At 73.6% G+C, this 26,161-nt stretch carries 24 protein-coding genes and 1 pseudogene; 15 read left to right on the top strand and 10 right to left on the bottom strand.

The window, feature by feature from the left end; translation table 11 throughout:
• Positions 1-39 precede the first annotated feature (39 nt).
• From ABTZ58_RS19875 to ABTZ58_RS19885, 3 genes are all read left to right on the top strand, one after another.
• On the top strand, positions 40-990 hold the full coding sequence (locus ABTZ58_RS19875) for an N-acetylmuramoyl-L-alanine amidase (protein WP_351358028.1): 951 nt from the start codon (positions 40-42) through the stop codon (positions 988-990).
• A 157-nt stretch (positions 991-1,147) separates the two neighbouring features.
• Positions 1,148-1,972, top strand: a complete 825-nt coding sequence (locus ABTZ58_RS19880; RefSeq protein WP_309094053.1) for a DUF5336 domain-containing protein — start codon at positions 1,148-1,150, stop codon at positions 1,970-1,972.
• A gap of 155 nt (positions 1,973-2,127) precedes the next feature.
• Positions 2,128-2,421, top strand: a complete 294-nt coding sequence (locus ABTZ58_RS19885) for a hypothetical protein (protein ID WP_309094054.1) — start codon at positions 2,128-2,130, stop codon at positions 2,419-2,421.
• Positions 2,422-2,465: 44 nt separating this feature from the next.
• Here ABTZ58_RS19885 and ABTZ58_RS19890 read toward each other — a convergent pair whose 3' ends face one another.
• Genes ABTZ58_RS19890 through ABTZ58_RS19900 form a run of 3 tightly spaced genes read right to left on the bottom strand, consistent with a single transcriptional unit; the run spans position 2,466 to position 5,901 of the window.
• Complete coding sequence (locus ABTZ58_RS19890) at positions 2,466-3,536, bottom strand: prenyltransferase (protein ID WP_351358032.1); 1,071 nt, start codon at positions 3,534-3,536, stop codon at positions 2,466-2,468.
• Positions 3,533-4,279: a class I SAM-dependent methyltransferase gene (locus tag ABTZ58_RS19895; RefSeq protein WP_351358035.1), complete on the bottom strand. Its 747-nt coding sequence runs from the start codon at positions 4,277-4,279 to the stop codon at positions 3,533-3,535. The genes ABTZ58_RS19890 and ABTZ58_RS19895 overlap by 4 nt, the downstream gene beginning before the upstream one ends.
• Complete coding sequence (locus ABTZ58_RS19900; protein ID WP_351358038.1) at positions 4,273-5,901, bottom strand: glycosyltransferase; 1,629 nt, start codon at positions 5,899-5,901, stop codon at positions 4,273-4,275. Before ABTZ58_RS19900 ends, ABTZ58_RS19895 begins: the two co-directional genes overlap by 7 nt.
• A gap of 211 nt (positions 5,902-6,112) precedes the next feature.
• On the opposite strand from ABTZ58_RS19900, the gene ABTZ58_RS19905 reads away from it, so the two are divergent.
• The 3 genes and pseudogenes from ABTZ58_RS19905 to ABTZ58_RS19915 all read left to right on the top strand — a co-directional run bounded on the left by ABTZ58_RS19905 (position 6,113) and on the right by ABTZ58_RS19915 (position 7,932).
• A complete protein-coding gene (locus ABTZ58_RS19905) occupies positions 6,113-6,778 on the top strand; it encodes a TetR family transcriptional regulator (protein WP_351358041.1) in 666 nt (221 codons plus the stop codon).
• 15 nt (positions 6,779-6,793) lie between these two features.
• Positions 6,794-6,928, top strand: a pseudogene (locus ABTZ58_RS19910) (MBL fold metallo-hydrolase); the annotation flags it as partial.
• A gap of 98 nt (positions 6,929-7,026) precedes the next feature.
• Positions 7,027-7,932: a Sco1979 family transcriptional regulator gene (locus ABTZ58_RS19915; RefSeq protein ID WP_502996101.1), complete on the top strand. Its 906-nt coding sequence runs from the start codon at positions 7,027-7,029 to the stop codon at positions 7,930-7,932.
• A 43-nt stretch (positions 7,933-7,975) separates the two neighbouring features.
• Here the strand turns inward: ABTZ58_RS19915 and ABTZ58_RS19920 are convergent, their stop codons facing one another.
• A complete protein-coding gene (locus ABTZ58_RS19920; protein WP_351358043.1) occupies positions 7,976-8,791 on the bottom strand; it encodes an SAM-dependent methyltransferase in 816 nt (271 codons plus the stop codon).
• A 434-nt stretch (positions 8,792-9,225) separates the two neighbouring features.
• On the opposite strand from ABTZ58_RS19920, the gene ABTZ58_RS19925 reads away from it, so the two are divergent.
• From ABTZ58_RS19925 to ABTZ58_RS19945, 5 genes are read left to right on the top strand one after another with little or no spacing between them, the layout of a single operon-like run.
• Positions 9,226-10,446, top strand: coding sequence for an SCO2321 family membrane protein (locus tag ABTZ58_RS19925; RefSeq protein ID WP_351358045.1), 1,221 nt, complete (start codon positions 9,226-9,228; stop codon positions 10,444-10,446).
• Entirely contained in the window at positions 10,443-11,075 is a 633-nt protein-coding gene (locus tag ABTZ58_RS19930; RefSeq protein ID WP_351358048.1) for an SCO2322 family protein, read from the top strand. Before ABTZ58_RS19925 ends, ABTZ58_RS19930 begins: the two co-directional genes overlap by 4 nt.
• Positions 11,068-12,135 (top strand): CbiQ family ECF transporter T component, encoded by a 1,068-nt coding sequence (locus tag ABTZ58_RS19935; protein ID WP_351358051.1) that lies wholly within the window; start codon positions 11,068-11,070, stop codon positions 12,133-12,135. Before ABTZ58_RS19930 ends, ABTZ58_RS19935 begins: the two co-directional genes overlap by 8 nt.
• Positions 12,132-13,790, top strand: coding sequence for an ABC transporter ATP-binding protein (locus tag ABTZ58_RS19940; protein ID WP_351358054.1), 1,659 nt, complete (start codon positions 12,132-12,134; stop codon positions 13,788-13,790). Before ABTZ58_RS19935 ends, ABTZ58_RS19940 begins: the two co-directional genes overlap by 4 nt.
• Positions 13,787-14,665 (top strand): ECF transporter S component, encoded by an 879-nt coding sequence (locus ABTZ58_RS19945; protein ID WP_351358057.1) that lies wholly within the window; start codon positions 13,787-13,789, stop codon positions 14,663-14,665. Before ABTZ58_RS19940 ends, ABTZ58_RS19945 begins: the two co-directional genes overlap by 4 nt.
• Positions 14,666-14,829: 164 nt before the next feature.
• Here the strand turns inward: ABTZ58_RS19945 and ABTZ58_RS19950 are convergent, their stop codons facing one another.
• Together ABTZ58_RS19950 and ABTZ58_RS19955 are read right to left on the bottom strand one after the other, a co-directional pair.
• Positions 14,830-15,009 carry a DUF397 domain-containing protein gene (locus ABTZ58_RS19950; RefSeq protein ID WP_351358060.1) on the bottom strand — a complete coding sequence of 60 codons (180 nt, stop codon included), beginning with the start codon at positions 15,007-15,009 and terminating at the stop codon, positions 14,830-14,832.
• The gene (locus tag ABTZ58_RS19955) at positions 14,996-15,823 is read right to left on the bottom strand and encodes a helix-turn-helix domain-containing protein (RefSeq protein WP_351358063.1); all 828 of its coding nucleotides are present in this window, start codon (positions 15,821-15,823) and stop codon (positions 14,996-14,998) included. Before ABTZ58_RS19955 ends, ABTZ58_RS19950 begins: the two co-directional genes overlap by 14 nt.
• A gap of 91 nt (positions 15,824-15,914) precedes the next feature.
• Here ABTZ58_RS19955 and ABTZ58_RS19960 point away from each other — a divergent pair, with 91 nt between their 5' ends.
• A complete protein-coding gene (locus tag ABTZ58_RS19960) occupies positions 15,915-16,364 on the top strand; it encodes an ATP-binding protein (protein WP_351358066.1) in 450 nt (149 codons plus the stop codon).
• Here the strand turns inward: ABTZ58_RS19960 and ABTZ58_RS19965 are convergent.
• The 3 genes from ABTZ58_RS19965 to ABTZ58_RS19975 all read right to left on the bottom strand — a co-directional run bounded on the left by ABTZ58_RS19965 (position 16,339) and on the right by ABTZ58_RS19975 (position 20,468).
• Positions 16,339-17,238: an ArsR family transcriptional regulator gene (locus tag ABTZ58_RS19965; RefSeq protein ID WP_351358069.1), complete on the bottom strand. Its 900-nt coding sequence runs from the start codon at positions 17,236-17,238 to the stop codon at positions 16,339-16,341. The genes ABTZ58_RS19960 and ABTZ58_RS19965 overlap by 26 nt on opposite strands.
• Before the next feature lie 249 nt (positions 17,239-17,487).
• A complete protein-coding gene (locus tag ABTZ58_RS19970; protein WP_351358072.1) occupies positions 17,488-19,143 on the bottom strand; it encodes a glycosyltransferase family 39 protein in 1,656 nt (551 codons plus the stop codon).
• Positions 19,137-20,468: a glycosyltransferase family 39 protein gene (locus ABTZ58_RS19975; RefSeq protein ID WP_351358075.1), complete on the bottom strand. Its 1,332-nt coding sequence runs from the start codon at positions 20,466-20,468 to the stop codon at positions 19,137-19,139. Before ABTZ58_RS19975 ends, ABTZ58_RS19970 begins: the two co-directional genes overlap by 7 nt.
• A gap of 364 nt (positions 20,469-20,832) precedes the next feature.
• Between ABTZ58_RS19975 and ABTZ58_RS19980 the strand changes: the two genes are divergently transcribed.
• From ABTZ58_RS19980 to ABTZ58_RS19990, 3 genes are all read left to right on the top strand, one after another.
• Positions 20,833-22,461 carry a helix-turn-helix domain-containing protein gene (locus ABTZ58_RS19980; protein WP_351358078.1) on the top strand — a complete coding sequence of 543 codons (1,629 nt, stop codon included), beginning with the start codon at positions 20,833-20,835 and terminating at the stop codon, positions 22,459-22,461.
• Positions 22,462-22,670: 209 nt separating this feature from the next.
• The gene (locus ABTZ58_RS19985; RefSeq protein ID WP_351358081.1) at positions 22,671-23,069 is read left to right on the top strand and encodes a peptidase inhibitor family I36 protein; all 399 of its coding nucleotides are present in this window, start codon (positions 22,671-22,673) and stop codon (positions 23,067-23,069) included.
• Between the two features lie 22 nt (positions 23,070-23,091).
• Positions 23,092-23,970 (top strand): hypothetical protein, encoded by an 879-nt coding sequence (locus ABTZ58_RS19990; RefSeq protein ID WP_351358084.1) that lies wholly within the window; start codon positions 23,092-23,094, stop codon positions 23,968-23,970.
• On the opposite strand, the gene ABTZ58_RS19995 is transcribed toward ABTZ58_RS19990, so the two are convergent.
• Positions 23,954-25,999 (bottom strand): bifunctional glycosyltransferase 87/phosphatase PAP2 family protein, encoded by a 2,046-nt coding sequence (locus tag ABTZ58_RS19995; RefSeq protein WP_502996102.1) that lies wholly within the window; start codon positions 25,997-25,999, stop codon positions 23,954-23,956. The two genes, ABTZ58_RS19990 and ABTZ58_RS19995, sit on opposite strands and share 17 nt — an antisense overlap.
• Positions 26,000-26,161: the final 162 nt, after the last annotated feature.

Genomic DNA, 26,161 nt, shown 5'->3' on the forward strand with positions numbered 1-26,161 from the left:
CGGCCCGCTCGCCTCCGTCACGGCCGCTAGGGTGGCTGCGTGTCGTACGCAGGCCCGGACTTCGAACCTCCCCAGCCCCGCCGCCCCCGTCGCGGCCCGCTGACCATGGCGCTCGCCGCGCTCGTGCCGGGGGCGCTGCTCGGCTGGCTGGTCTACGAGACGGTGGGCGGTTCGGGGGACGCCGGCGGTTCGAACCGGGCGAGCACGTCCACGTCCGCCGCGCCCACGGTGCCCGCCGAACCCACCGAACCCACCGAGGACGGCAAGCAGCCGGGGCCGTCGCCGACGCCCACGGCCTCCGCGCCCGCCGCCTCCGGCCCGCTCAAGGGCAAGGTCGTCGTCATCGACCCGGGCCACAACCCGGGCAACTTCCGGCATCCGAGCGAGATCAACCGCACGGTGGACATCGGGACGAACCGGAAGGAGTGCGACACCACGGGCACCTCCACCAACGACGGCTACACCGAGGCGAAGTTCACCCTGGACGTGGCGCACCGCATGCGCGCGCTCCTGGAGAAGCAGGGCGCCGCGGTGAAGCTGACGCAGGACGGCGACCGGCCGTACGGCCCGTGCGTGGACGAGCGGGCCCGGATCGGCAACGAGGCGAAGGCCGACGCGGTGGTGTCGATCCACGCGGACGGCTCCGGCGCCGGCAACCGCGGATTCCATGTGATCCTGCCCGGCCCGGTCCGGGCGGGCGCCGCGGACACCCGGGCGATCGTCGCCCCGTCCCGCGACCTCGGCGAGCGCGTGGCGGGCCGTTTCGTGGCCGTCACCGGCAGCGCGCCGTCCAACTACGTCGGCGACGGCGGCGGTCTCGTCACGCGTAAGGACCTGGGCGGTCTCAATCTGTCAACGGTTCCCAAGGTGTTCATCGAGTGCGGCAACATGCGCGATAGCAAGGACGCGGCGTTGCTCACCAGTGGCGCCTGGCGACAGAAGGCGGCGCAAGGGATCTCTGAGGGAATCGTGAGTTTCCTGCGCGGGTAGGTGTGGACCGGCAGATCCCGGCGGACACCCTGATCGGGCGGACGATAGGGTCCTCCTTACGATGAGGGGCCACCCCCGCGCTCCAACCGAGTCCGGACGGCGACATGGTGACAGCGACGCCTCTACCGACGACGAGACGACCTACGAAGGACCTGAAGTGAATATCCGCTCCCTCACTCGGGGCGACGGCGTGGTGATCGGAGCAGCGGTGTTGCTGTTGATCGCGTCGTTCCTCGACCTCTACTCGTTCGACAATGTCCCCGACAGCGTCGACCTCCCCAGCCTGTGGGGCAGCGGCCCGGTCGTGTTCAGCGTCGTGCTGGCCGGGATCATCGGCGCCGCGCTCGTCGTCGTCGGCCGGGGCCTGCCGCAGGCCCCGAAGATCGCAGGACTGGAACTCGTCCCGTTCGGCGTCGCCTTCACGGTGTTCGCCGCGTGGAGCGCGCTCGGCAACATCTTCGACGTGCCGAGCGGCTTCGACAACATCGGCGACAACGGCGGCTCGGGCGCCCCGAGCCCCGGCATCGGCATGATCCTCGCCCTCGTCGCCACGCTGCTGATGGCCGCCGCCGCCCTCGCCACCCCCCTGGTCCCCGCCCTCAAGGGCTCCCTCGTCCCGGCCCCGCGCCCGGCCGCTCCGCAGCCCTACGGCGGCCAGCCCCAGGGTGGTTACGGCTACCCGGGCGCCCAGCAGCCCGGTGGCTACGGCCAGCCGCAGCCGGGGCAGCCGTTCGGCGGTCAGCCCCAGCCGCAGCAGGCCCAGGCCCCGCAGCCGCCGGCCGGGGACTTCTCCCCGTTCTGGTTCGCGGTGCCGGTGCCGCGGCCGCTGTTCGCGGAGGACGGCTCCCCGACGCCCATCGCCGAACTCGCGCCGGGCACCTGGTACCTGGCCGTCGAGCAGCGCGGCGCGGCCCTGGTCGCCCAGACGCAGGACGGCCGCCGCGGTGTCCTGCAGGACACGTCGGGCATCCAGCGCGGCTGAGCCCCACGGCCCCTCGCACGGCCCCTCGCCCTTCCGGGCGGGGGGCCGTTGCCGTACCGCCGTCGTCCCGTGGCCCCGTCGGCGCGTGCTCGCCGAGTTGAACTCCTGAGCGATTCCCCTGGTTTCATCCAGGGTTCAAGGGCAATCCGGAGACTATGTCCCCTCGATATCGCAACGGCGCGAATCAGGCCGGCACGATCATCGCGGTCGTAGCCGACATCATGGCCCTCATCCTGGGCCTGTGGATTCTGATGTACCTGCTGGACGCGAACCCGGCGAACGACTTCGTCCAGTTCGTGCACGACGCGGCCCGCTGGCTGGCCGGCTGGTCGCACGACCTGTTCACGTTCGACGAGGCGTGGGCCAGGGTCGTCGCCGGGTACGGCCTGGCGGCGGTGGTCTACCTGTTCGTGGGCCACGCCATCGCCAACCGGGTGCACCGGCACTGACGGCGTCCTGAGGGCCGCGTTCTCCGAGCGGGGAGCGCGAGCCCTCAGGCGCAGCAGTCCGCTTCGAGCCCCGTCGGCAACTGCTCCCCGCCGAACACCGCACAGGTCGCCTCGTGGCCGCCCAGTGCGGCGACGGCGAGCAGCAGTGACCCGGCCGTCCAGGTGGTGAGTTCCCGCGGCCAGATCGCCTCGTCGTCGAAAACGTACCCGGTCCAGTAGAGCCCGCTGTCCGCGTCGCGCAGGTGCTGGATCGACTGCAGCACCTCCAGCGCCCGGTCGGACTCGCCCATCGCCCAGAGCGCCAGGGCGAGTTCGGCGGACTCGCCGCCCGTCACCCACGGGTTGGGCACGACACAGCGCACGCCCAGGCCCGGGACGACGAACCGCTCCCACCCCTCCTCGATCCGGGCCTTGGCCTCCGCCCCGGTCAGCGCGCCGCCCAGCACGGGGTAGTACCAGTCCATCGAGTAGCGGTTCTTGTCCAGGAACCGCTCGGGGTGGTGCCGTATCGCGTGCCGCAGGGCACCGGCCGCCAGCTCCCAGTCGGGCTGCGGCTCCTCGCGCTGCTCGGCGATGGCCAGGGCGCAGCGCAGCGCGTGGTGGATCGAGGAGGAGCCGGTCAGCAGGGCGTCGGCGGTCGCCGTGCCGTCGTCGTCGCGGCGCCAGCCGATCTGCCCGCCGGGCTGCTGCAGGCGCAGCACGAACTCCACCGCCGCGTACACCGCCGGCCACATCCGCTCCAGGAACGTGTCGTCGCCGGTGGACAGGTAGTGGTGCCAGACGCCGACGGCTATGTAGGCGACGAAGTTGGTCTCGCGGCCGCGGTCGGTGACGTCGGCGAACTCCCCGTCGGCGTAGGCCGCGTACCAGGAGCCGTCCTGATTCTGGTGCCGGGCCAGCCACAGGTAGGCCCGCTCGGCGGCCTCGTGCTCACCGGCCGCGTCCAGGGCCATCGCGGCCTCGACGTGGTCCCACGGGTCGAGGTGGTGGCCGCGGAACCAGGGGATCGCGCCGTCCTCGCGCTGCACGGCGAGGATGCCGGCCACGGTCTTGGCGGCCTGCGCGGCGGTGAGGACCCCGGGCAGGACCAGGTGTTCCGTCCGGGGAGTGGTCACCGGGCGTCCGCCCCGGCGGCCAGGCCCGGCAGGTGCGGCTTGGTCGCGTACGCCACGAAGCTCTTGCCGATCAGCGGGTTCAGCGCCTGCTCGGCGACGCGGGTGGCCAGGGGCTTCTTCATGATGTCCCAGACCAGCAGCTTGTGGTACGCCCGCACCGGCAGCGCCTTGTCGTTGTCGACGCCGAACGCGCACTTCAGCCACCAGTAGGGCGAGTGCAGGGCGTGGGCGTGGTGGGTGCCGTACGGTTCGAGCCCGGCCTCGCGGATCCTGGCGAGCAGTTCGTCGGCCTTGTAGATGCGGATGTGTCCGCCCTCGACCTCGTGGTAGGCGTCGGACAGGGCCCAGCAGACCTTCTCGGGGCCGTAGCGCGGCACGGTGACGGCGATGCGGCCGCCCGGCTTCAGCACCCGCACCATCTCGGCGAGGACGCCCTTGTCGTCCGGGATGTGCTCCATCACCTCGGAGATGATGACGACGTCGAAGGACTCGTCCGGGAACGGCAGCGCGAGGGCGTCGCCTTCCATGGCGGTGGCCGTGGCCCCCTCGGGCGCCTCCCCCGCCTCCTTCATCGCCGCGAACCACTTCGCGACCTCGCGGATCTCGTCGGCGTTCCGGTCCAGCGCCACGACCCGCGCGCCGCGCCGGTAGCACTCGAACGCGTGCCGTCCGGCACCGCAGCCGAGGTCCAGGACACGGTCGCCCGGGGCGAGCGGGAACCGGGAGAAGTCGACGGTCAGCACGTGGCCCTGCTTTCGGAGTTGACGCCTGTTGCATCTGCGGGGGTTGGGGAGACGGCACCCGCCGAGGACGCGGGGACCGGGGAGCCGGCCCCCGTCGCGGTCGTGGAGACGGAACCGGCCGTGACCGCGGAGGCCGGGGAGCCGGCCCCGCCCGGCGACGCGGAGGGCGAAGTGCCGGACACCGCCGTCGCAGCCGGCGAGCCGGCACTCGCGCCCGGTCCCGGGAGCGGGTGAACGGCCCCGGGAGCGGGTGAGCCGGAAACCGCCGGGGTCGTCGCACGGCCGGAGGCGGCACGCGTCCGGCCGCCCCGGCCCTGTCCGCCGGCCCGGTCGATCGCCTCGCGGTAGCGGGACACCGTCCCCTCCGCGGCCCGGGCCCAGGTGAAGTGGCGCAGGACGCGTTCGCGTCCGGCCGCGCCGAGCCGTGCGCGCAGGTCCGGGTCGCCCAGCAGGCGGCCCAGCCCCGCGGCCAGGGCCTCGGAGTCGCCCGGGGGCACCGCCAGGCACGTCTCGCCGTCCCGCCCGGCGACCTCGGGGATCGCGCCCCCGGTCGTGGCGAGCAGCGGCGTCCCCGTCGCCATGGCCTCCGCGGCCGGCAGCGAGAAGCCCTCGTAGAGGGACGGCACGCACGCGACCTGCGCCGAGCGCACCAGGTCGACGAGTTCCGCGTCGGAGATGCCCTTGACGAACTCCACGGCGCCTGCCAGCCCGTAGCGCTCCACGGCCTGGGCGACCGGCCCCTCGGCCGGGCGTTTGCCGACCACGACGAGATGCGCCCCGGGGTGCTCCGCGCGCACCTTCGCCAGCGCCTCGACCAGATGGACCAGGCCCTTGAGCGGCACGTCCGCGCTGGACGTCGTCACGATCCGGCCGGGGACGGCCGGCACGGACGGGTCCGGCGAGAACAGGTCGGTGTCGGCGCCGATGTGGACCACGTGGATCCGGTCCGGCCGGACGCCGAGGTGGTCGACGATCTCCTGGCGGGACGTGCCGGAGACGGTGAGCACGGACGGCAGCCGCCGCGCCACCCGCTTCTGCATGCGGGTGAAGGCGTACCACCGCCGCACCGAGCAGCGCCGCTGCCAGCCGTCCGCCGCGTCCAGCTCCAACTGGCGGTCCACGGTGATGGGGTGGTGGATCGTGGTCACCAGCGGCGCGCCGACGTCACCCAGCAGGCCGTAGCCGAGGGTCTGGTTGTCGTGGATCACGTCGAACTCGCCGCGCCGGGCGCGCAGATGGCGGCGGGCGCGCAGCGAGAAGGTCAGGGGCTCGGGGAAGCCGCCGGTCCACATCGTCGCGACTTCCAGCGCGTCGATCCAGTCGCGGTACTCGTCGCGCCCGGGCGTGCGGAAGGGGTCCGGCTGGCGGTACAGGTCGAGGCTGGGCAGCTCGGTGAGGCGCAGGCCGTCGTAGCCCTCGTCCAGCACGGGGTACGGCTGGGCGCCGATGACCTCGACCCGGTGGCCGAGGCGGGCCAGCTCGCGCGAGAGGTGCCGGACGTAGACGCCCTGACCGCCGCAGAACGGGTTCCCTTTATAGGTGAGGAGCGCGATGTCGAGCGGTCGCAAGCCGTCGGCAGCGGGGTCCTCCGGAGCCCCGGCCTCCCTGGCCTCAGCGGTCACTCTGGGCCCCCTTCTCCCTGCACTGTCCCGCGAGATTACGCCGGGACGCTAATCTAGAACAAGTTTCAGACTTGATCGTTCGGAGGCTCCGAATCTACCGGCAGGTAGGGGCGCTGTGACCAGTGGATCAGGTGATTCACGCCACGGCCGCCGCCGTGCCATGCTGTCTGATCACTCGCCCTCACGGACGGTCACGGAACGGGACCGAGCCATGCCCGCGGAAGCCCAGGTGAACGCCAAGGTGAACAAGGTGGCCAAGCCGGCCAAGGTGGAAGCCGGAGCCGCAGCCGCCCCTGCGCTGACCCAGCGGCAGGAGGCCCGTCGCCGCCGCATCCTGCACGCGAGCGCACAGCTGGCCGGCCGGGGCGGTTTCGACGCCGTGCAGATGCGTGAGGTCGCGGAGGTCTCGCAGGTGGCGCTCGGCACGCTGTACCGCTATTTCCCCTCCAAGATCCATCTGCTGGTCGCCACGATGCAGGACCAGCTGGAGCACATGCACGGCACGCTCCGGAAGAAGCCGCCGCAGGGCGCCACGGCGGCCGAGCGGGTGGCCGAGACGCTGATGCGGGCCTTCCGCGCCCTGCAGCGCGAGCCGCACCTGGCCGACGCGATGGTCCGCGCCCTCACCTTCGCCGACCGCAGCGTGAGCCCCGAGGTCGACCAGGTCTCCCGGCAGACCACGGCGATCATCCTGGACGCGATGGGCCAGGAGGACCCGACCCCGGAGCAGTTGTCGGCGGTCCGGGTCATCGAGCACACCTGGCACTCGGCCCTGATCACCTGGCTCTCGGGCCGCGCCTCCATCGCCCAGGTCAGGATCGACATCGAGACGGCATGCCGCCTGATCGACCTGACGGCGCCGGATTCGCGGGGATGACCTGCTCTTCGGGCCCCCTGGTACCAGATCCCCCACGGTTCGAGCACCATCGCCGTCTCGGGGGCCGAGGACCGTCCGCGCCGCCTGGTGACACCGGGCCGCGCGGAGGCGGTGCCGGCCGGCGAGCCGGCCGGGTACGTGGCGGTGTAGGTCAGATCCGGTGAACTGTCCGCCATCACGGGGCACTTGGTGGTGTGCTGCGCCCTCTAGGATGGTCCGACGCAACGCTCGCACCGGGAGAGATGCCCATGGGCACCGAAGAGGCCGCATTCGTCACGACCGGCGGCGGGGCGCTGGACGCCCGGTCGGCCGGGCCCATGGTGCCGCGGCTGGTGCTGGGCGCCCGGCTGCGGCGGCTGCGCGAGCAGCGGGGCATCGGCCGCGCGGACGCCGGGGAGGTCATCCGCTCCTCCCCGTCGAAGATCAGCCGCATGGAGGCCGGGCGCCACGGCTTCAAACTGCGGGACGTCGCCGACCTGCTCACCCTCTACGGCGTCACCGACGAGGCCGAGCGCGCTACCCTGCTGGCCCTGGCCGAGCAGGCCAACACCCCGGCCTGGTGGCGCTACTACGGCGATGTCGTGCCCACCTGGATGCAGACGTACCTCGGGGCCGAACAGGCGGCGAGCCTCGTCCGCTGCTACCAGGTGCAGCGCGTGCCCGGCCTGCTGCAGACGCCCGACTACGCCCGCGCCTCCCTCCGCGTCGCCCATCCCGGCGCCGGCCCGGCGGAGATCGAGCGCCGGGTCGCGCTGCGGATGACCCGCCAGCGGATCCTGCACCGGCAGCCGCCGACCAGGCTGTGGGCCGTGCTCGACGAGGCGGCGCTGCGCCGCCCGGTGGGCGGGATCCGGGTGATGCGCGCCCAGCTCAGGCAGCTCATCGAGGCATGCCGGCTGCCGCAGGTCACGCTGCAGATCCTGCCGTTCACCTCCGGCGGGCACGCGGCCGAGGGCGGCCCGGTGACCATCCTGCGCCTGCCCGGCGGGCAACTGCCGGACATGGTCTACCTGGAGAAGCTCACCACCGCCCTGTACCCGGACAAGCCCGGGGAGATCGAGCGCTACTGGGACGCGATGAACCGGCTGGTGGTCGAAGCCGAGTCACCGGACGAGACTCCGACCATCCTGCACCGCGTGCTCCAGGAGACCTGACGGCCGGCAGGACGCCTGACGGCCGCACCGGCGGTGTGACGGCTCAGGCCTTGCGGGCCACTCCGCCGTACTGGTGCACCTCGGCGGGCAGGCCCAGGGCCGCCGCGTCGGGGCGCCAGCGGGAGCAGGACGTCACGCCCGGTTCGAGCAGTTCCAGTCCGTCGAAGTGGCGCGCGATCTGCTCCGGGCTGCGCAGGACGTAGGGGATCGAGCCGCCCTCGTTGTACTGGTTGATGGCCCGGACGTAGTCCTCGCTGGTGTCGGTGGAGTCGTAACTCACGAGGAAGCTGCCGGAGGGCAGGGCGTCCACCAGCTGCCGCACGATCGAGCGGGCCTCGTCGTGGTCCTCGATGTGGCCCAGGATGCCCATGAGCATCAGCGCGACGGGCCGGTCGAAGTCCAGGGTCTTGCCGGCTTCCCGGATGATCGTCTCCGGCCGGCGCAGGTCGGCGTCGACGTAGTTGGTGACGCCTTCCGGGGTGCTGGTGAGCAGCGCGCGGGCGTGGGCGAGGACCAGGGGGTCGTTGTCGACGTAGACGATCCGGCTCTCCGGGGCGACGCTCTGGGCGATCTGGTGGGTGTTGTCCACGTTGGGCAGGCCGGTGCCGACGTCCAGGAACTGCCGGATGCCCTCCTCGGCGGCGAGGTGGCGGACGGCGCGGGCGAGGAAGTAGCGGGCGGCGCGGGCCCCGGTCTCGATCCCGGGGAAGATCTCCCGGAACGCGTCACCGGCGACGCGGTCGACCTCGTAGTTGTCCTTGCCGCCCAGCCAGTAGTTCCAGATCCGGGCCGAGTGCGGCACCGAGGTGTCGATCTTGTCGAACGGCTGCTGCTCGGAGTTCTCCACCTGGTCGGTCATGGACGCTCCTGCGTGTGATCGGGACTCCCCACGTTAGCCGGTCCACGCCCTGGTGACGATCAACTCCTCGCCGTTCGCCGCGAGTTCGGCCGCCGCCTCACTCATCCCGGATGGGCGGCACGGCGGCGACGCGCCCCGGTCGGGGCCGGCCGCGCGAGCGCGGACCCAGCCCTCTCGGGCGGTTCCCTACGGGCGGGTACAGTAAGCGGGTCGTCATCACACCGTACGGGGGGAAGCCGGTGCAATTCCGGCGCTGACCCGCAACCGTGAGCCGCCACCACCACGGCGGTGAGCCGGATCGCCGCGTACGGTTCGTGACCGGCTCACGTGCCCGGCGGTCCGCCGGCGCATCGCACCGTCGAGGTATACGGAGCCGAGCCGCCGGGGTGTCCCGTGCTGCCCGGCTCCCCCACAGGGAGAGGCACCCGCCGATCATGAACGTCCGCCGCAGCGCCGCGGTCCTGGCCGCCCTCGCCGTGATCGGCGCCGCCACCCCGGCCGCCGCCGACCCGTCCCCCTCGCCGTCCCAGGCGCTCCCCTCCGCCCTGTACGGCGACTCGGACCCGAAGTACGACGGCGTCTGGCGCCAGTCGCTCGCGCTGCTCGCGCAGGACACGGCCGGGGTGAAGCCGGCCGCGAAGTCCGTCCAGTGGCTGGTGCGCCAGCAGTGCGCGGACGGCGGCTTCGCCTCCTACCGCCCCGACCCCGCCACCGCCTGCGACGCCAGGACGCCGCTCGACACCAACGCCACGTCCGCCGCCGTGCAGGCCCTGACCGCGCTCGGCGGGCACGACGACGTCACCGGGAAGGCCGTCGGCTGGCTGAAGTCCGTCCAGAACAAGGACGGCGGCTGGGGCTACGCGCCCGGCGGCGCCAGCGACACCAACTCCACGTCGGTCGTCATCGGCGCGCTCGCCGCCGCCGGCGAGGAGCCGGGCCTGGTGGAGAAGGGCGGCAAGTCCCCCTACGACGCGCTGCTGAAGCTCGCGCTTCCCTGCGACGGGGACGGCGCCGGGGCCTTCGCGTTCCAGCCGGACAAGAAGGGCGACCTGGCCGCCAACGCGGACGCCACGGCGGCCGGTGTGCTCGGCGCCCTGGGCCACGGCATGGTGGTGAAGCCCGGCAAGAAGGCCGGCAAGACGTCCGGCCCGGCCTGCGCCGAGCCGCGCACGCCGGAGCGGGCGGCGGCGAACGGGGCCGCGTACCTCACCTCCGCCCTCGGGAGGGACGACGACCACCTGATGTCGGCCCTGGCCGGTGCCGAGCCCCAGCCCGACCACGGCAACACCGCCGACGCGGTCGTCGCGCTCGCCGCGCGGGGCGACAGCGAGCAGGCGCAGAGGTCCGTGCGGTGGCTGGCGAAGAACTCCGCGACCTGGGCCGCGCGGAGCGGCCCGGCCGCCTACGCGCAGCTGATCTTCGCCGCCCACGCGACGGGCACGGACCCGCGCGACTTCGGCGGCGCGGACCTGGTGAAGCAGCTGAACGCGACGGGCCCGGCCCCGCAGGCCGCCGCGAAGTCCGGCGCGAAGGCCGCCGAGGAGGACAAGGACTCCGACTCCGTGTTCGGCGTCTGGTGGTACGTCGGTGTCTGCCTCGTCGCGGGCATCGGCATCGGGTTCCTGTTCACCGGCCGCCGGAAGCAGCAGCCGTGATCCGCCGGGCCGTTCTCCTCCTCCTGGCCGCGCTCCTGCCGGTCGTGGGCGCGGGCCAGACGGCCCAGGCCGCCGGTTACCGCTACTGGTCGTTCTGGGAGCGCGAGGGGGACCGCTGGGTCTACGCCACCCAGGGCCCGTCCACGGCCCGCCCCTCGGACGGTGACGTCCAGGGCTTCCGCTTCGCGGTGAGCGAGGACTCCGCCGACGCGGCCCGGCCGCGCGGCCGGGCCGGTTTCGCGGCGATCTGCGCGAGGACGCCCGCCCGGGACGGCACGAAGCGCGTCGCCCTGGTCCTGGACTTCGGCACCGGCGCGGACGCCCCCGAGGGCGAGAGGCCGCCCGCCGCGCGCACGGCCTGCGCCCGGGTCTCCCCGGACGCGACGACCGCGGAGGCCCTGGCCACGGTCGCCAAGCCGCTGCGCTACGACACCAACGCCCTGCTGTGCGCGATCTCGGGCTACCCGGAGCGGGGCTGCGGCGAGCAGGTCGCGCGGAAGGAGCGGGGCCCGGCGGCCGGGAGGAAGGAACAGCCGGACGACGGCCCGTCCCTCGGCCTGGTGGCGGGCATCGGCGTGGTGGTCCTCCTGGGCGGGGCGGCGATCTGGCAGGTACGCCGGCGTGGGTAGGTCGCTCCACCCCGGCGCCTGGTGGCTGTGGGCCCTGGCCCTCGGCACCGCGGCCACCCGCACCACCAACCCCCTCCTGCTCGCCCTCCTCGTCGCCGTCTCCGCGTACGTCGTGGCGACCCGTCGCCCCGACACCCCCTGGTCCCGCTCCTACGGCGCCTTCGTGAAGCTCGCCCTCGCCGTGCTGCTGATCCGCCTTGTGTTCGCGACGCTCCTCGGCTCCCCGATCCCCGGCACGCACCCCCTGTTCGCCCTCCCCGAAGTCGCCCTGCCCGCCTGGGCGCAGGGCATCCGCCTCGGTGGCGAGGTGACGGCGGAGGCCCTGACGTTCGCGCTGTACGACGGCCTGAAACTGGCCACGCTGCTGATCTGCGTGGGCGCCGCGAACGCCCTGGCCAACCCCTCCCGGCTGCTGAAGTCCCTCCCGGGCGCGCTGTACGAGACGGGCGTCGCGGTGGTGGTGGCCCTCACCTTCGCCCCGAATCTCATCGCCGACGTGCAGCGCCTGCGCGCCGCCCGCCGTCTGCGCGGCCGCCCCGACAAGGGCGTCCGGGGCCTGCTGCAGGTGGGGCTGCCCGTACTGGAGGGCGCCCTGGAGCGCTCCGTCCTGCTCGCCGCGGCGATGGACGCCCGTGGTTACGGCCGTACGGCCCAGGTGCCCGCCGCGGTACGCCGGACCACCGCCGCCCTCACCCTCGGCGGCCTGCTCGGCGTCTGCGCGGGAACGTACGGGCTGCTCACGGCCGAGGGCGGCACCTACGGCGTGCCCGTGCTCCTGGCCGGTGTCACCGCCGCCCTCGCGGGCCTCAAGGTCGGCGGCCGCCGCTCCCTGCGCACCCGCTACCGCCCGGACCGCTGGGACGTGCGCGCCTGGCTGGTCGTCGCCTCGGGCGTGGCGGTGGCGGCCCTGGTCACCCTCGCCTCCGTGCGCGACCCCGCCGCCCTGCACCCGGGCGTGGTCCCGCTCGTCGCCCCGACTCTGCCCGTCTGGCCGGCGGCGGCCGTCCTGCTCGGCCTGCTGCCCGCGTTTGCCGCCCCCGATCCCAAGGAGCCGTCGTGATCCGCTTCGAGGACGTGTCCGTCACCTACGACGGGGCCGCCGGACCGACCGTCCAGGGCATCGACTTCGAGGTCCCCGAGGGCGAGCTCGTCCTGCTGGCGGGCCCGTCCGGGGTGGGCAAGTCGACCGTCCTCGGCGCGGTCAGCGGTCTCGTCCCGCACTTCACCGGCGGCACGCTGCGCGGCCGGGTCACGGTCGCCGGCCGTGACACCCGCACCCACAAGCCGCGTGAACTGGCCGACGTGGTGGGCACGGTGGGCCAGGACCCGCTGGCCCACTTCGTCACCGACACCGTCGAGGACGAACTGGCCTACGGCATGGAGTCGCTGGGGCTCGCGCCGGACGTGATGCGCCGCCGCGTGGAGGAGACGCTCGACCTGCTCGGCCTCGCCGGCCTGCGCCACCGGCCGATCGCCACGCTCTCCGGCGGCCAGCGGCAGCGGGTCGCGATCGGCTCGGTCCTCACCCCGCACCCGGGCGTCCTGGTCCTGGACGAGCCGACCTCGGCGCTCGACCCGGCGGCGGCCGAGGAGGTCCTGGCGGTCCTCCAGCGGCTGGTGCACGACCTGGGCACGACGGTCCTCATGGCCGAGCACCGCCTGGAGCGCGTCATCCAGTACGCCGACCGGGTCGTCCTGCTGCCGGCCCCGGGCGCCGCCCCCGTGCTGGGCCCGCCGGCCGAGGTGATGGCCGTCTCGCCGGTGTACCCCCCGGTGGTGGCCCTGGGCCGCCTGGCGGGCTGGACCCCCCTGCCGATGACGGTCCGCGACGCCAGGCGCAGGGCGGCAGACCTCAGACGCCGACTGGAGAACGACGCCCCTCAGGGGCGCGGGGAACTGCGCGACAAGCCACAGCCCACCCGCACCCGCGAACGCTCGGCAGCTCCCACCCCGGTAGGCGCACTCCACGCCCTCTCCGTCACCCGCGCCCGCGTCCGGGCCCTCCGCGACATCGACCTCACCATCACCCCCGGCGAGACGATCGCCCTCATGGGCCGCAACGGCGCCGGAAAGTCCACCCTGCTCAACTCCCTGGTCGGCCTGGTCACCCCCAGCTCGGGAACCGTCCGCCTCGGCGAAGCCGTCCCGCACCGCACCGCCCCGAAGGACCTCGTCCGCAAGGTCGGCCTGGTCCCGCAGGAGCCGCGCGACCTGCTCTACGCCGACACCGTCGCCGCCGAGTGCGCCGCGGCCGACAAGGACGCGGGCGCGGCCCCCGGCACCTGCCGCGCCCTGGTCACGGAACTGCTCCCGGGCGTCGCCGACGACACGCACCCCCGGGACCTGTCGGAGGGGCAGCGGCTCGCACTGGCCCTGGCCGTCGTGCTGACGGCCCGGCCGCCGCTGCTCCTGCTGGACGAGCCGACCCGGGGTCTGGACTACGCGGCGAAGGCCCGTCTGGTCGCGGTGCTGCGCGGCCTGGCCGCCGAGGGCCACGCCATCGTGCTGGCCACGCACGACGTGGAACTGGCGGCGGAGCTCGCCCACCGGGTGGTGCTGCTCGCCGAGGGCGAGGTGATCGCGGACGGCCCGACGGCGGAGGTCGTGGTCTCGTCCCCGTCCTTCGCGCCGCAGGTCACCAAGATCCTGGCCCCGCAGCAGTGGCTCACGGTCTCCCAGGTCCGCGCGGCCCTCGGTACCGGGGGCGCCTCGTGAGGACGCAACGGCAGGCGCGGGCCGTCCGCCTCGGCCCCCGCTCCCTCGCCGCCCTGGTCCTGGTCAGCGCCGTCGGGGTGGCCGGCTTCGGCTGGCCCTTCCTCGCGCCGCCGGACTCGCGGATCAGTGCGCACGCGCAGGACGCGCCCTGGCTCTTCGCGGGTCTGCTGGTGCTGCTGGTGGCGGTCGTGGCCGCGGCGATCTCGGAGTCGGGGCTGGGCCCGAAGGCGGTGGCGATGCTCGGCGTGCTGGCCGCGGTGGGGGCGGCCCTGCGGCCGATCGGCGCCGGGACCGCCGGGATCGAGCCGATGTTCTTCCTGATGGTGCTGAGCGGCCGGGTGCTCGGCCCGAGTTTCGGTTTCGTCCTCGGCTCGGTGACGATGTTCGCGTCCGCGCTGCTCACGGGCGGGGTCGGGCCCTGGCTGCCGTTCCAGATGCTGGCGATGGGCTGGTTCGCGATGGCGGCGGGCCTGCTGCCCGGCCCGGACCGGCTGCGCGGCCGGGCGGAGCTCGCGCTGCTCGCGGCGTACGGCTGCCTCGCGGCGTTCGTCTACGGCACGGTGATGAACCTGGCGGGCTGGCCCTTCATGAGCGCCCTCGCCTCGAATGTCGCCTTCGACCCGCACGCGCCGGTCGCCACGAACCTGGCCCGTTTCCTCGCCTACTGCCTGGCCACGTCGCTCGGCTGGGACCTGGGCCGGGCGGTCGTCACGGTCGTCCTGACCCTCACCCTCGGCCCGGCGGTCCTGCGGGCGCTGCGCCGGGCCACGCGGCGGGCGGCCTTCGAGACGCCCGTCACGTTCGACGCGCCCCCGGGGGAGCCCGGGAGTGAAGCCCCCCACATGACCCGCGTCACCTACGAGGCGGGGCCGTAAGCACAACGCCCGGTCACGGCGACCGGGCACGCCACCCGTGCGGCCATCCCTAGTAAAGGGGTTCATTGCGGGCATCGGGCGGGGCCTGTTTCTCTGGACGACCGCCCACCCGTGGCGCAGACCGAGGGCGGCGGCCCCCTGATCCCCGGGGCCGTCGCCTTCGATCATTCAGCGGTTGCGGCCGCCCAGTCGACGAAGCTGGTGAACACGGCGGGGTCGAGAGTGAGGATCGGACCCGCCGGGTTCTTGGAGTCGCGTATCGCGACGGTGGTGTGGGGCGTTTCGGCGACTTCGAGGCACTGGCCGCCTTGGTCACCGCTGTAGGACGACTTACGCCACTGCATCTCCATAGCGTTCCTCCATTACGCGCCGGATGAGCTCCGCCGAGTCGTTGAGGGAAAGCGCGGCAGCCCGCAGGTGATCGTAACGGAGCGAACACTCCCTGGCGGTGTCCGGGTTCGCGGTCGGATACCCGCTGCCGTACCCCTCCGTGTAGACGATGGTGGGGTCGCTGGAAAACCGGTAGAGGTCGAACGAGCCTTGCAGCCCGGCGTGCGCACCCACCGAGAACGGCAACACCTGGACGTTGATCCGAGGATTGCTTTCGAACGACAACAGGTGGGCGAGTTGCTCCCGCATGACCTCCGGACCGCCGATCTCCAGGTGCAGAGCGGCTTCACTGAGGACCGCCCAGAAGACAGGCGGCTCAGCCCTCTCGAAGACCCGCTGGCGAGCGAGCCGCACCGCCGTGCGGTCGTCGAGGTCGCTATGGTCCAACGCGCCGAGCACGGCCCGCGCGTACCCCGGGGTCTGCAGCAACCCGAGGACCATGTGCGTCTGGAAGGAGCAGACCTCCGTGGCCCGCACTTCCAGCTCCGCCACCTGCTGGAACCAGGCCGGAAGCCGACTGCGCAGCACCAGGTCCACAAGCCGGGAGAACAAGCCGTCCGTGCCCAGCGCCGCATCCGCCCGTTCACTGAACTCCGGCGTGGGCACCTTGCGGGCCGTCTCGATCTGCCCAACGAGCGAGCCGGTGTAGTTGAGGATCCCCCCGAGTTGCTTCAGCGTCAGCCCGGCCGCCTCCCTGTGCCGGCGCAGCTCGTAGCCGTAGTAGTCGAGCGGGGAGGCCCCCGGGTCGAGCGCGTTGATGTTGGTCACGCAGAGCCCCTCTCACGCAACACCGCCCACCACGGGACGGGTTGTATCCGTTCCGTAGCCGAGGGTAGTCACCGCACGTCAGGCTCGTCCCGTGAACGAATACATTCCCGCCCAGTACACGATGCGCCTCACCGTCGGCTCGCACGCTCCCCGGCACATCCGCCGTATCGCCCGCTCGCTCCTGGCCGAGTGGGGCATGCCCGAGCTGTCCGACGCCGTGGAGCTGGGCGTGACCGAGCTGCTCGCCAACGTCGTACGGCACGTCCCGGACCGGCGCTGCACCCTGCTGTTGCTGCGGCAGCGGACCGGCGTACGGGTGGAGGTCACGGACGGCAGTGACGAACTGCCGCGCACCCCGGCCGCTTCGGACGAGGAGTCGGAGGGCGGCCGGGGCCTGCTCCTGCTCGACGCCGTGGTCGGCAAGTGGGGCGTGTCGCTGGAGTCCGGCGGCGGAAAGACCGTCTGGTTCGAGTGCGGGGCCGCCGCCCCCACCGTCCGCTCCACCGAGCCGGGCGCTACGCCCCGGCGAACTGCGTGGTGAGCGTGTGACGGTAGCGGCGGGCGACGAGTCGGTCGGCCTCCGGGGTGCGCTGGTAGTAGACCCGGCTGCCTTCCCGCACCCGGTTGAGCAGCCCCACCCGGTGCAGCCGCAGCAGGTGGTACGACACCGTCGACGCGCTCATCCGGTGCCGCTCGGCCAGTTCCGTGGTCGTGCGGGAGCTGCCCAGGTCGGACAGGAGGAGCAGCCGGGCCTCGCCGATCACCTTGCCCAGCTCGCCCTCCGCCGCGGGCCCCGCCGCCGGGGCGCCGCCGGACGCGCCGCTCGCGCCCACCGGGTAGACCAGATGGGTCCCTCCGTCACCCCAGGGGTCGTCGCGCAGCAGCCAGGTGGAGGCGAGGGGCGAGGGGTGGAGCACCATCCTGCTCCCCTCGAACACCTTCCAGGAGCGCTCGTCACGGATGTGCAGCACACCGGAGTCGTAGGAGACCGCCGGATGCAGCGAGTTGAGGGTGGCGCTCAGGCCGCGGCTCGCCATGGAGGCGCCCCGGTGCCGGATGTCCGCCTCCATCCGGCACCGCAGGCCCTCCCACCGCTCCGCCATGAACCCGCGCCAGAAATGGCCCAGTTCGGAGGCCAACCGCTGGACGAACGACTGCTCCCCGGCGTCCAGCGCGGCGGCGATCGTGGTGACGCCCGCGGACGGCCCCGCCTGTCCGGCCCGGGCGAGCGTGAGGACCCTGTCCAACTGCTGGGCCACCACGCCGTCGGGCGTCGTGGCCAGTTGGTGCAGTTCCCCGTCCAGCGCGCCGTGCGACTCGCACTGCGGGAGCAGGAACCCCGGCGCGTAGCCGCGGATCTCCCCGCGCAGCGCCGCCAGCAGGCGCAGATCCTTCCGGAAGAGGATCTCCCGCACCCCGGGTCGCTCCCGTGGCTGTTCCGTACCCGCAACCGTTCCGCCGAGGCCCAGAAGGAACACCATCTGCGCCAGCGGAGACAGCGCAAAGGTCGCATCCGTCAGCGCGTCGGCACCCAAACGCACAGAAATCACTCGATCCCCCTGCTGTCGTTGGGCGGCAGCCGCCGGTCCGGTCACGATCGGCGGCATCCCCCTCAGGATCGAGATATTCACAGATGCACCAGCCGAACCGCCAGATGTTTTCCTTCACATTCGGGACATTTCATCAGCCTCGAAAGTTCGTTCCCGTGTCGCACAGTGTCCCGGCCGGGCGTACACGACGACCTGTGCGCCGCGTACCGCCGTGCGGGCGCAGACCTGGAAGGACGTGCGCAGGACCCGCCGTTTCACCACCTCCTGGGGTACGTCGTCGAGCGGCTGGCCCACCGGGTCGGCCAGGGCGATGACACGGTCGGCGGTGAGGAGACGGTGCCGGAGGACGCCGGCGGGGACCTCGGTGCCCTGGAGCGTGCCCGACGCGCCGGGCGACTCGGCCAGGGCCAGGTCGTGCAGGCGGGCGTAGACCCCGGGGAACGACAGCAGCCACTCGCGGCGCCGCGACGGCAGGAACAGGACCGCGTCCCCGGGGCGCGCCACCTGCTCGACGGCGTGCGCGACGGCGACCACGTCGTCCTTGCGGCTCTCCGGCGAGCGGAGCAGGAGCGACCAGGGCAGCAGCACGGCCAGGGCGGCGCCGGCGAGCAGTCCGGCTGTCAACACCCGGGCGGCGGGGGCGAGCCTGTGCCGAAGGGTCACCGCGCGGTCCAGCCCGGCCCCGGCCAGCAGGGCCAGACCGGTCATGCCGTACAGCACGTACCGTTCGACGTACCACGGCTCGACGAGCGAGATGGTCAGCAGCACTCCGGCGGGGACGGTCAGCATCGGCAGGGCGAGGGCCACCAGGCGCCGGTCCCCTTCCCGGACCGCGCCCCCGGAGCGGCGCAGCAGCAGCCACGCCACCAGCGCCCCGGCCGCCGCGAGCGCCCAGAACTGCAGCCACATGCCCAGCCCGGGCCGCCCCAGCCAGCCCAGCTGCCGCTGCGACTGCCCCGCGCTGACCAGCGCCAGCGGCAGCACGCTCAACGCCACCCCGGCCGCCGCCGCGCACCAGCGCCACCGGGCCGTGCGCGGCGCCCGCAGCAGCACCAGGGTGAGGCCGTGGGCGAGCAGGGCCAGTCCGGCGAACTCGTGCAGCCAGCAGGTCACCGCCAGCAGCAGCCCGTACGCGGTCCACCAGCGGGCCCCTCGCGCGTCGAGGGCGCGGAGGAAGGCGTAGGTCGCCCAGGTGACCCCCGCGCAGACCAGGGCGTAGGAACGGCCCTCCTGCGCGAACTCCTGCACCACCGGCAGCACGGCGAGGACGAGCCCCGCCGCGAGCCCCGCACGCGGCCCGGCCAGCCGGCGGCCGACCGCCGAGACACCGGCGGCGGCCAGGGCCGTCGCCGCCACCGACGGCAGCCGTAACGCGACCAGCCCGCCGTCCCACAGCGCGAACACCCCGTGCATCAACAGGTAGTACAGGCCGTGCACGGCGTCGATGTGCTCCAGCAGCGCCCCCAGCTCGCCGAGCGGGCGATGCGCCACCTGGTAGGTGACCGACTCGTCCCGCCACATGCTGTTCTGGCGCTCGATCCCCCACAACCCCAGGGCCACGGCGACGAGCGCCGGGACCAGGGCGGTGACGAAGGGGGCGACCGGCCGGAACCGGGCGGGCGGGCCCTCGCCGTGCCGGCCCGCGCCGTCCGCCGGGTCCCGCGTGGCCGCTGCGGCTTCCGTCTGCGAAGTGATGGTCGCCTCCTGGGAGTTCGGGACCTTCGGGTCGGGTCCGGTGCCGGAGCCGCACCGGTGACGGGTGCTCAGCACCGGCTGCCGCGCTCGTAGACGACGATCCGGGCCACGCCCACCGTCCGTTCGCCGCACGGGGTGAAGTGCGCGCGCAGCGTCGCCCTCTTCGTCCGCTCCCGCCCGTCGGCCTCCCGCCGGTCCCGCGCCGGATCGTGCACCACGACGATCCGTGAGACGCGCAGCATCCGTGAACGGATGCCCGGGGCGGGCAGTTCGGTGCCGTACAGCGTGTGCCCGGCGCGCGGCGAGGCCGCCAGCGCCAGGTCGACCGCACCGTACGAGGCGGGTTCCCGGGACAGGGCCCACACCCGTCGGCTGGCCGGCACGAAGAGCACCCCGTCCCCCGGCCGGGACACCTGCGCGACGGCCCGGCCGATGGCCCGGGCGTCGTCGGTGCGGCTGTGCGGGTCGCGCAGCTGCGTCCCCACGGGCCACAGCGCCGGCACCGCCGCGGCCACCAGCACCGGCGCGAGCAGCCTCCACGCGCGGGCCGGCCGGGACAAGCGGTCCAGGGCGGCGCCCACCAGCAGGGCCAGGCCCGCCTGGGAGTAGAGCACGTAGCGGTCCACGTACAGGGGCCGGACCGCGGACGCCAGCAGCAGGAGCGCCGGGGGGACCAGGAGCAGGGGCAGGGCCCAGGTGTGCAGCCGGGGGCCGGGTGCCGGGGCCGCGGAAGCGCGCCGGACGACGGCCGCCGCGGCCGCGCCGACAACGGCCAGGAGCAGGAACCCGGCGACGTCCCCGGCCAGGGACACGGAGATCCACGCCACCTGCCCGCTCTGGCGCAGGCTCAGCAGGACCAGCGGCGTCACGGTGACCGCCGCGCCGCACGCCGCACGGGCCCACGCCCGGCCCACGGCCCGTGGCGCCCGGGAGGCCAGGAGCGCGATCCCGTGCGCGGGGAGCGCGAGCAGCGCGAACTCGTGCAACAGCCCCGACAGTGCGGTCAGCAGGGCGTAACCGGCCCACCGGACGCGGCGCCGCCGCCCGCCCGGCTCGGTGCAGGCCTGCAGCAGCAGCGACGTCTGCGCCACCACCAGCGCGGTCACCAGGGCGTAGGAGCGGCCCTCCTGCGCGTAGCGCTGGACCGCGGGCAGCAGCGGGAACAGCACACCGGCCGCCAGCCCGGCCCGGGGTCCGGCGAGCCCGCGCCCCAGGGCGGCGACGCCCGCCGCGGCGCCGGCCGTGGCCAGGACCGAGGGCAGCCGCAGCGCGACCGGACCGCCGTCCCACAGGGCGAACACCCCGTGCATGAGCAGGTAGTACAGCCCGTGGACGGCGTCGGCCCCGGCCAGGGTGGCCCACAGGCCGGGCAGCGCGCGGTGGGCCATCTCGTAGGTCACCGCCTCGTCCTGCCACAGGGCTCCGTCGCGGCGGATGCCCCACAGCCCGGTCGCCAGGGCGAGGAGCGGGGGCAGCAGCAGACCGAGGCGGTGGGCCGGGCCGGGGGCCGCCGGGGCCGGGGGTGCCGGGACGGTTCGGGGGCGGTCCGCCGCCGGGCGGCTCAGCCGTGTCGTGTCGATATCCGTACTCGCCTCTCGTGGTGGGTGGCCCGGTGGACGGTGCCGACTCCACCAGCGCGCGCGTTGATGGGCAGCCCCCGTCGGGGGCGCCTATCAATCCGGCGAGCGGTTAGCGTGACGAGCGCGTACGCCGCACCGGCGTACGCGGTGCTGACGCGGGCGGCACTCGGCGAAGGGGAGGCACGTGGGACGCCGTGAGAAGGAACTGGATCCGGCCCAGGGGCCGGTGCAGCGCCTCGCACACGAGTTGCGCCTGCTGCGTGAGGAGGCGGGTGGCCCGTCGTACCGCGAACTCGCCGTCACGGCGGGCTACTCGGCACCGACGCTCTCCGAGGCGGCGGCCGGCCGGCGGCTGCCCTCCCTGCCGGTCACCCTGGCGTACGTCCGCGCGTGCGGAGGGGACGAGAGCGACTGGGAGCGGCGCTGGCACGAGGCCGCGGCCGACACGGCCCGCGCGACGGCGCCTCCCGACGACGCCCGGGCCCCCTACCGCGGCCTGGCCCGCTACGGGACCGCCGACCGGGAGCTGTTCTTCGGCCGGGGACCCGAGGTGGAGCGGCTGCTGAGACTGACGGCCGAGCACCGGTTCGCGGCCCTGGTCGGCGCCTCGGGCAGCGGGAAGTCGTCGCTGCTGCGCGCCGGACTCGTGCCCGCGCTGCGCGAGGGCGGCGTGGCGGGGGTACGGCCCGCCGCGGTGCGGATCTGCACCCCGGGCCCGGATCCGGCCCGGGAGCGGCGGGACGTGCTGGCACCGGCCGGGGACGCACCGGGCGACACGGTCGTCCTGGTCGACCAGTTCGAGGAGGTGTTCACGCTGTGCCGGGACCCGGGCCGGCGGCGGGAGTTCATCGAAATGCTGCTGGCGGCGCGCGCACCGGACAGCCGGTTACGGGTGCTGATCGCCGTGCGGGCCGACTTCTTCGGGCACTGCGCGGATCACCGCGAGTTCGCGGCGGCCCTCGACGACGCGCACGTCCTGGTCCCGGGCATGTCCGTCGAGCGGCTGCGCGAGGCGATCGTGCGGCCGGCTGCGGCCGCCGGTCTGGTGGTGGAGCGCGCGGTGACGGACCGCATCCTCGCCGAGGTGGCCGACGAGCCGGGCGGTCTGCCGCTGATGTCCCACACGCTGCTGGAACTGTGGCGGCGCAGCAGCGGCAAGCGGCTCACCCTGACCGCTTACGAGGCCGTCGGAGGCGTCCGGGGAGCGGTCGCCCACACGGCGGAGGAAGTGTTCGGCCGGTTCGGGGCGGCCGAGGCGGACGCGGCCCGGGCGCTGCTGCTGCGGCTGATCTCGCCCGGTGAGGGCGGCCCCGACACCCGGCGTCCCGTGCCGCTGTCCGAGCTGCGGGCCACCGGCGCCGCGGGCCAGGTTCTGGAACGGCTGGTCACCGCCCGGCTGCTGACCCTGGACGGGGACCGGGCGGAGCTGGCGCACGAGGCCCTGATCACCGCCTGGCCGCGGCTGCGCGGATGGGTGGAGGAGGAACGCGACCGGCTCCGGCTGCACCGGCGGCTGACGGAGGCGGCCCGGGTGTGGGAGAGCCTGGACCGGGATCCGGGGGCGCTGTACCGGGGAGTGCTGCTGCGCGCCGCGCGGGAGGAGTTCTGCACCGCCGAGGGGCTGCCGGTGCCCCAACTGACCGCGTCGGAGAGCGCGTTCGTCGCCGCGAGCCTGGCGGAGGACGAGCGGGTGGCGCGGGAGGCGGCGCGCTCGGAGCGGCGGGTGCGGCTGCTGACGCTGCTGCTGGTGGTGGTGGTCGCCAGTGCGCTGACCGCGTGGGTGGTGTGGTTCGTGAACCGGGAGCATCCATGAGGGTTTTCGGCCAACCATGAAACGGAGCGGCGAAATCCCCCTTTCGATGTCACTCCAAACCCTCACGTGAAGCACTCCGCGTCGAAGGGCGGCCGGGAGAAATGCCTGATTTCCCGTTCCGGCCAGGCTGCGGAACCGCATTGACGGGGTCATGCCTGCCACGTTGGAATTACGGCGATCACAGGCACCCCATCCACAGGAGAAAACAAATGCGTCGCAGCATTGCCGCCGCCGTCGGTTCCGTCGCGCTCCTCGGCGCGACCGCTTTCGGTTTCGCCCAGACGGCCACCGCCGCCGAAACGTCCGGCGCTGCCGGCACCGGCGTCCAGGCCACGTACTTCTGGCTTTTCCAGCACGACAACTACGGCGGCAGCAGCAAGAACTTCTCGGGTGACGACCGCGCCCTGAGCGACACCTACTGGAACGGCACGACCAGCCCGGTCAACGACGGCGCCAGTTCGATGAAGAACCAGACCAGCCGTGACGTGGCGCTGTACCAGAACGCCGGCTGCACGGGTGACAACTACCTCGCCCGGGCCAACTCCGTCGACAGCGACTTCAGCAACAACTCGTTCGACAACAAGGCCAGCTGCGTGGACTTCCGCTAGACACGTCGAGGGCGGTGCAGAGATGTTTCCCACCACGGCACACCCCCGCGCCGCCCTCGTCACGGCGCTCGCCGTACTGGCGACCGGCTGTGCGGCGAGCGCCGCTCCGCGGACCGACGGCGCCGCGCGACCGGTCGCGCCCACCGCCGAGGTACGGAGCCTGATCCTGCCGTTCGACGCCTATGAGCTCTCCCACCAGGAGTCGTTCGAGGTCGCCGAGGCGCGCGATCTGCTGATGCGGGCCTGCATGCGAAAGCGCGGCCACGACTGGCAGGTCCTCGATTACCCCGCACATGTCGACGACCTGAAGAACCGGCGCCGGTACGGGGTCATCGAAAAAGCAGTGGCCCGTGAATTTGGATACCACGCGAACGCGGGAGTACTGTCAGCGGGCACCGGAATAACCGAGCTGCGCAAAAAGCGCGACGAAAGCCTCGGCTCGGCCGGAGTACGCGCGGCCTACGACGAGCAGAACGGCTGCGGATACCAGGCGAACGACCGCCTCGAACGGGACGGCGCCCTGGCCGACTACGACCGGTTCAACCGCCTGAGCTCGGAGCTGCTGAAAAAGACGAAGAAACAGCCGGAGGCGGTCGCGGCGCTGAACCGCTGGGAGACGTGCATGCGCCGACGGGGTTTCGACTACCGCACGCCCGACGAGGCCGTCTCCGACGCGCGCTGGTGGTCCCGGGAATCCGCTCCGGCGTCGGACGAGGAGATCGCCACCGCCTCCGCGGACGTCCGGTGCAAGCAGCGGGCGCGGCTCGTCGGGGTCCTGTTCCGCGTCGAGTCCGCGTTGCAGCGGCAGGCCGTCGCCGACAACCGGGCCTACTTCTCCCGGCTCGCCGAGGCGAAGGCCCGTCACCTGGAGCACGCACGGCAGGTCATCGGCCGGCACTGACCGAACGGCCGGCCTCCTCGGACACCGCCGCCCCGCCGCGGTCCGCCACGGCAGGCCGCGGCCCCGTCAGCAGGTACCCGAGCCCGAAGCCGGCCCCCACCACCACCGCCCCGCCCACCGCGTCCAGCACCCAGTGGTTGCCCGTCACGACGATCGCGACGGCCGTGAGCAGCGGATGGACCGCGCCGAGGGCCTTCACCCACCGTCCGCGGGCCACCACCGCGATCACCACCCCGCACCACAGCGACCAGCCGAAGTGCAGGGACGGCATGGCCGCGTACTGGTTGGTGAGGGCCGTGAGCGTGCCGTAGTCCGGCTGGGAGAAGTCCTGGACGCCGTGGACCGTGTCGATGAAGCCGAGGGCCGGCATCAGGCGGGGCGGCGCCAGGGGGTAGAGCCAGAAGCCGGCCAGGGCGAGCAGGGTGGTGATGCCCAGGGCGGAGCGGGCCCAGCGGTAGTCGGCGGGGCGGCGCCCGTACAGCACCGCGAGGACGGTCAGCGGCACGGCGAAGTGGAAGGACGTGTAGTAGTAGTCGAAGAACTCGCGCAGCCAGTCGATCCCGGCGACCGTGTGGTTGGCCCAGTGCTCGATGTCGATGCGCAGGGCCCGTTCCAGTGCGTGGATCTGCGCGCCGTGCTCCTCGGCCTCCGCCCGCCCGGCCGAGTTGCTGCCCCCGGTGGCCGCGAGGCGGACCTGGGAGTAGGCGGCGTAGGTGACCCGGATGAGGAGCAGTTCGAGCAGGAGGTTCGGCCGGGTGAGGACCCGCCGCAGGAACGGCAGCACAGGCACGTGCCGGAAGCGGGACGGGACGGCGGGCGCGTACTGCGCCGGCAGGGGCGAGCGGTAGTACGGCGAGGTGCGGGACAGGAACGGCACGGCGGTGGCGGCGGCGAGGGCGGCCAGGAGGACGACGTTGTCGCGCAGCGGCGCGAGGGCCGTCATGTCCGGCAGGAGCATCTTCGCCGGGAGGGTCATGACCAGGACGACCGTCACCGGCCACACGTACCGGTCAAACGCGCGCCGGCCGGCCCTGCCGACGACCGCGAGCAGCACCCACAGCAGCTGGTGCTGCCAGGCCGTGGGCGAGACGACGATCGCCGCGCAGCCGGTGACCGCGACGGCGAGGAGCAGCTGGCCGTCGCGGAAGTGGCGCACGGCCCGGCGCAGGGCCAGCACGGCGACGGCCGCGCCGAGTGTCAGGAAGAGCGCGACCTCCGGCGGGCCGTTCAGGCCGAGCCGCAGCAGGGCGCCGTGCAGGGACTGGTTGGCGAGGTCGTCGGCCGGGCCGCCGAGGCCGACGCCCGCCATGTGGTGGACCCAGTAGCGGTGGGAGTCGTGCGGCATCACCACCCAGGCGATGCCCGTGCCGGCGGCGAAGGTGGCACCGGCGGCGAGGGCGGCGCGTCTGCGGCCGGTGAACCACAGCAGGGGCGCGAAGAGCAGCAGTGTGGGCTGGAGCGCTGCCGCGACGCCGATGAGCAGGCCGCTGAGCCGCTGGCCGTGGGCGACGAAGCAGCCCAGCAGGACGAGCAGGACCGGCATGATGCTGGTCTGGCCGAGCCACAGGGTGTTGCGCACCGGCAGGGACAGCATGAGCAGGCTGATGGCGACGGGGGCGGCCAGCAGCGCCGTGCGGCGGCCGACGGGCTGGGGCAGGGCGCGGGCGGCGATCAGGCCGAGGGACACGACCAGCAGCAGCGTGCCGAAGGTCCAGCCCCAGCCGAGGGCCTGCTCGGCCGCACGGGTCAGGGGCTTGAGGACGAGGCCGCCGAAGGGCGTGCCGGTGAAGCGGGTCGAGTCGTAGAGCGAGCCGGTCACGTGCAGGACGCCGTCCGCCCCGAGCCAGGTCTCCAGGTCGGTGAGCCGCTCGCCGCGCGGGGTGGCGAGGACGACTGCGACCTGCCGGGCCGCGAGGACGGCGGCGATCAGCCACAGGGCCAGCCGGGCGGCTCTCAGGCGCGGGTGGGCTCCACCGACGGCTGTCGCTCCGAGGTCTTCCGCCGGTCGTCCGCCGTGATCCGCACTCATCACGCCTCGTCGGCCTCCCGCCCCAGTTCATCCCGCATGTCCGAGATGCGGGAATTACCTCCGCGAACTTTAGACGGTGTCCTATGTGGTGAGGCGGACGTACCGCTTGTAGCAGCAGAGGGCTGCGGCGAGGCCGAGAAAGGCCAGGTAGTTGCGTGGATT

Origin of the sequence: Streptomyces sp. NPDC094143, assembly GCF_040303825.1 — a bacterium.
Lineage (GTDB): Bacteria > Actinomycetota > Actinomycetes > Streptomycetales > Streptomycetaceae > Streptomyces.

Bases quoted from the DNA above. Each gene is read 5' to 3' on its own strand.
- ABTZ58_RS19885 (WP_309094054.1), top strand. From the start codon at position 2,128: ATGTCCCCTCGATATCGCAACGGCGCGAATCAGGCCGGCACGATCATC.
- ABTZ58_RS19905 (WP_351358041.1), top strand. From the start codon at position 6,113: ATGCCCGCGGAAGCCCAGGTGAACGCCAAGGTGAACAAGGTGGCCAAG.
- ABTZ58_RS19915 (WP_502996101.1), top strand. From the start codon at position 7,027: ATGGGCACCGAAGAGGCCGCATTCGTCACGACCGGCGGCGGGGCGCTG.
- ABTZ58_RS19920 (WP_351358043.1), bottom strand. From the start codon at position 8,791: ATGACCGACCAGGTGGAGAACTCCGAGCAGCAGCCGTTCGACAAGATC.
- ABTZ58_RS19925 (WP_351358045.1), top strand. From the start codon at position 9,226: ATGAACGTCCGCCGCAGCGCCGCGGTCCTGGCCGCCCTCGCCGTGATC.
- ABTZ58_RS19950 (WP_351358060.1), bottom strand. From the start codon at position 15,009: ATGCAGTGGCGTAAGTCGTCCTACAGCGGTGACCAAGGCGGCCAGTGC.
- ABTZ58_RS19985 (WP_351358081.1), top strand. From the start codon at position 22,671: ATGCGTCGCAGCATTGCCGCCGCCGTCGGTTCCGTCGCGCTCCTCGGC.
- ABTZ58_RS19990 (WP_351358084.1), top strand. From the start codon at position 23,092: ATGTTTCCCACCACGGCACACCCCCGCGCCGCCCTCGTCACGGCGCTC.
- ABTZ58_RS19995 (WP_502996102.1), bottom strand. From the start codon at position 25,999: ATGAGTGCGGATCACGGCGGACGACCGGCGGAAGACCTCGGAGCGACA.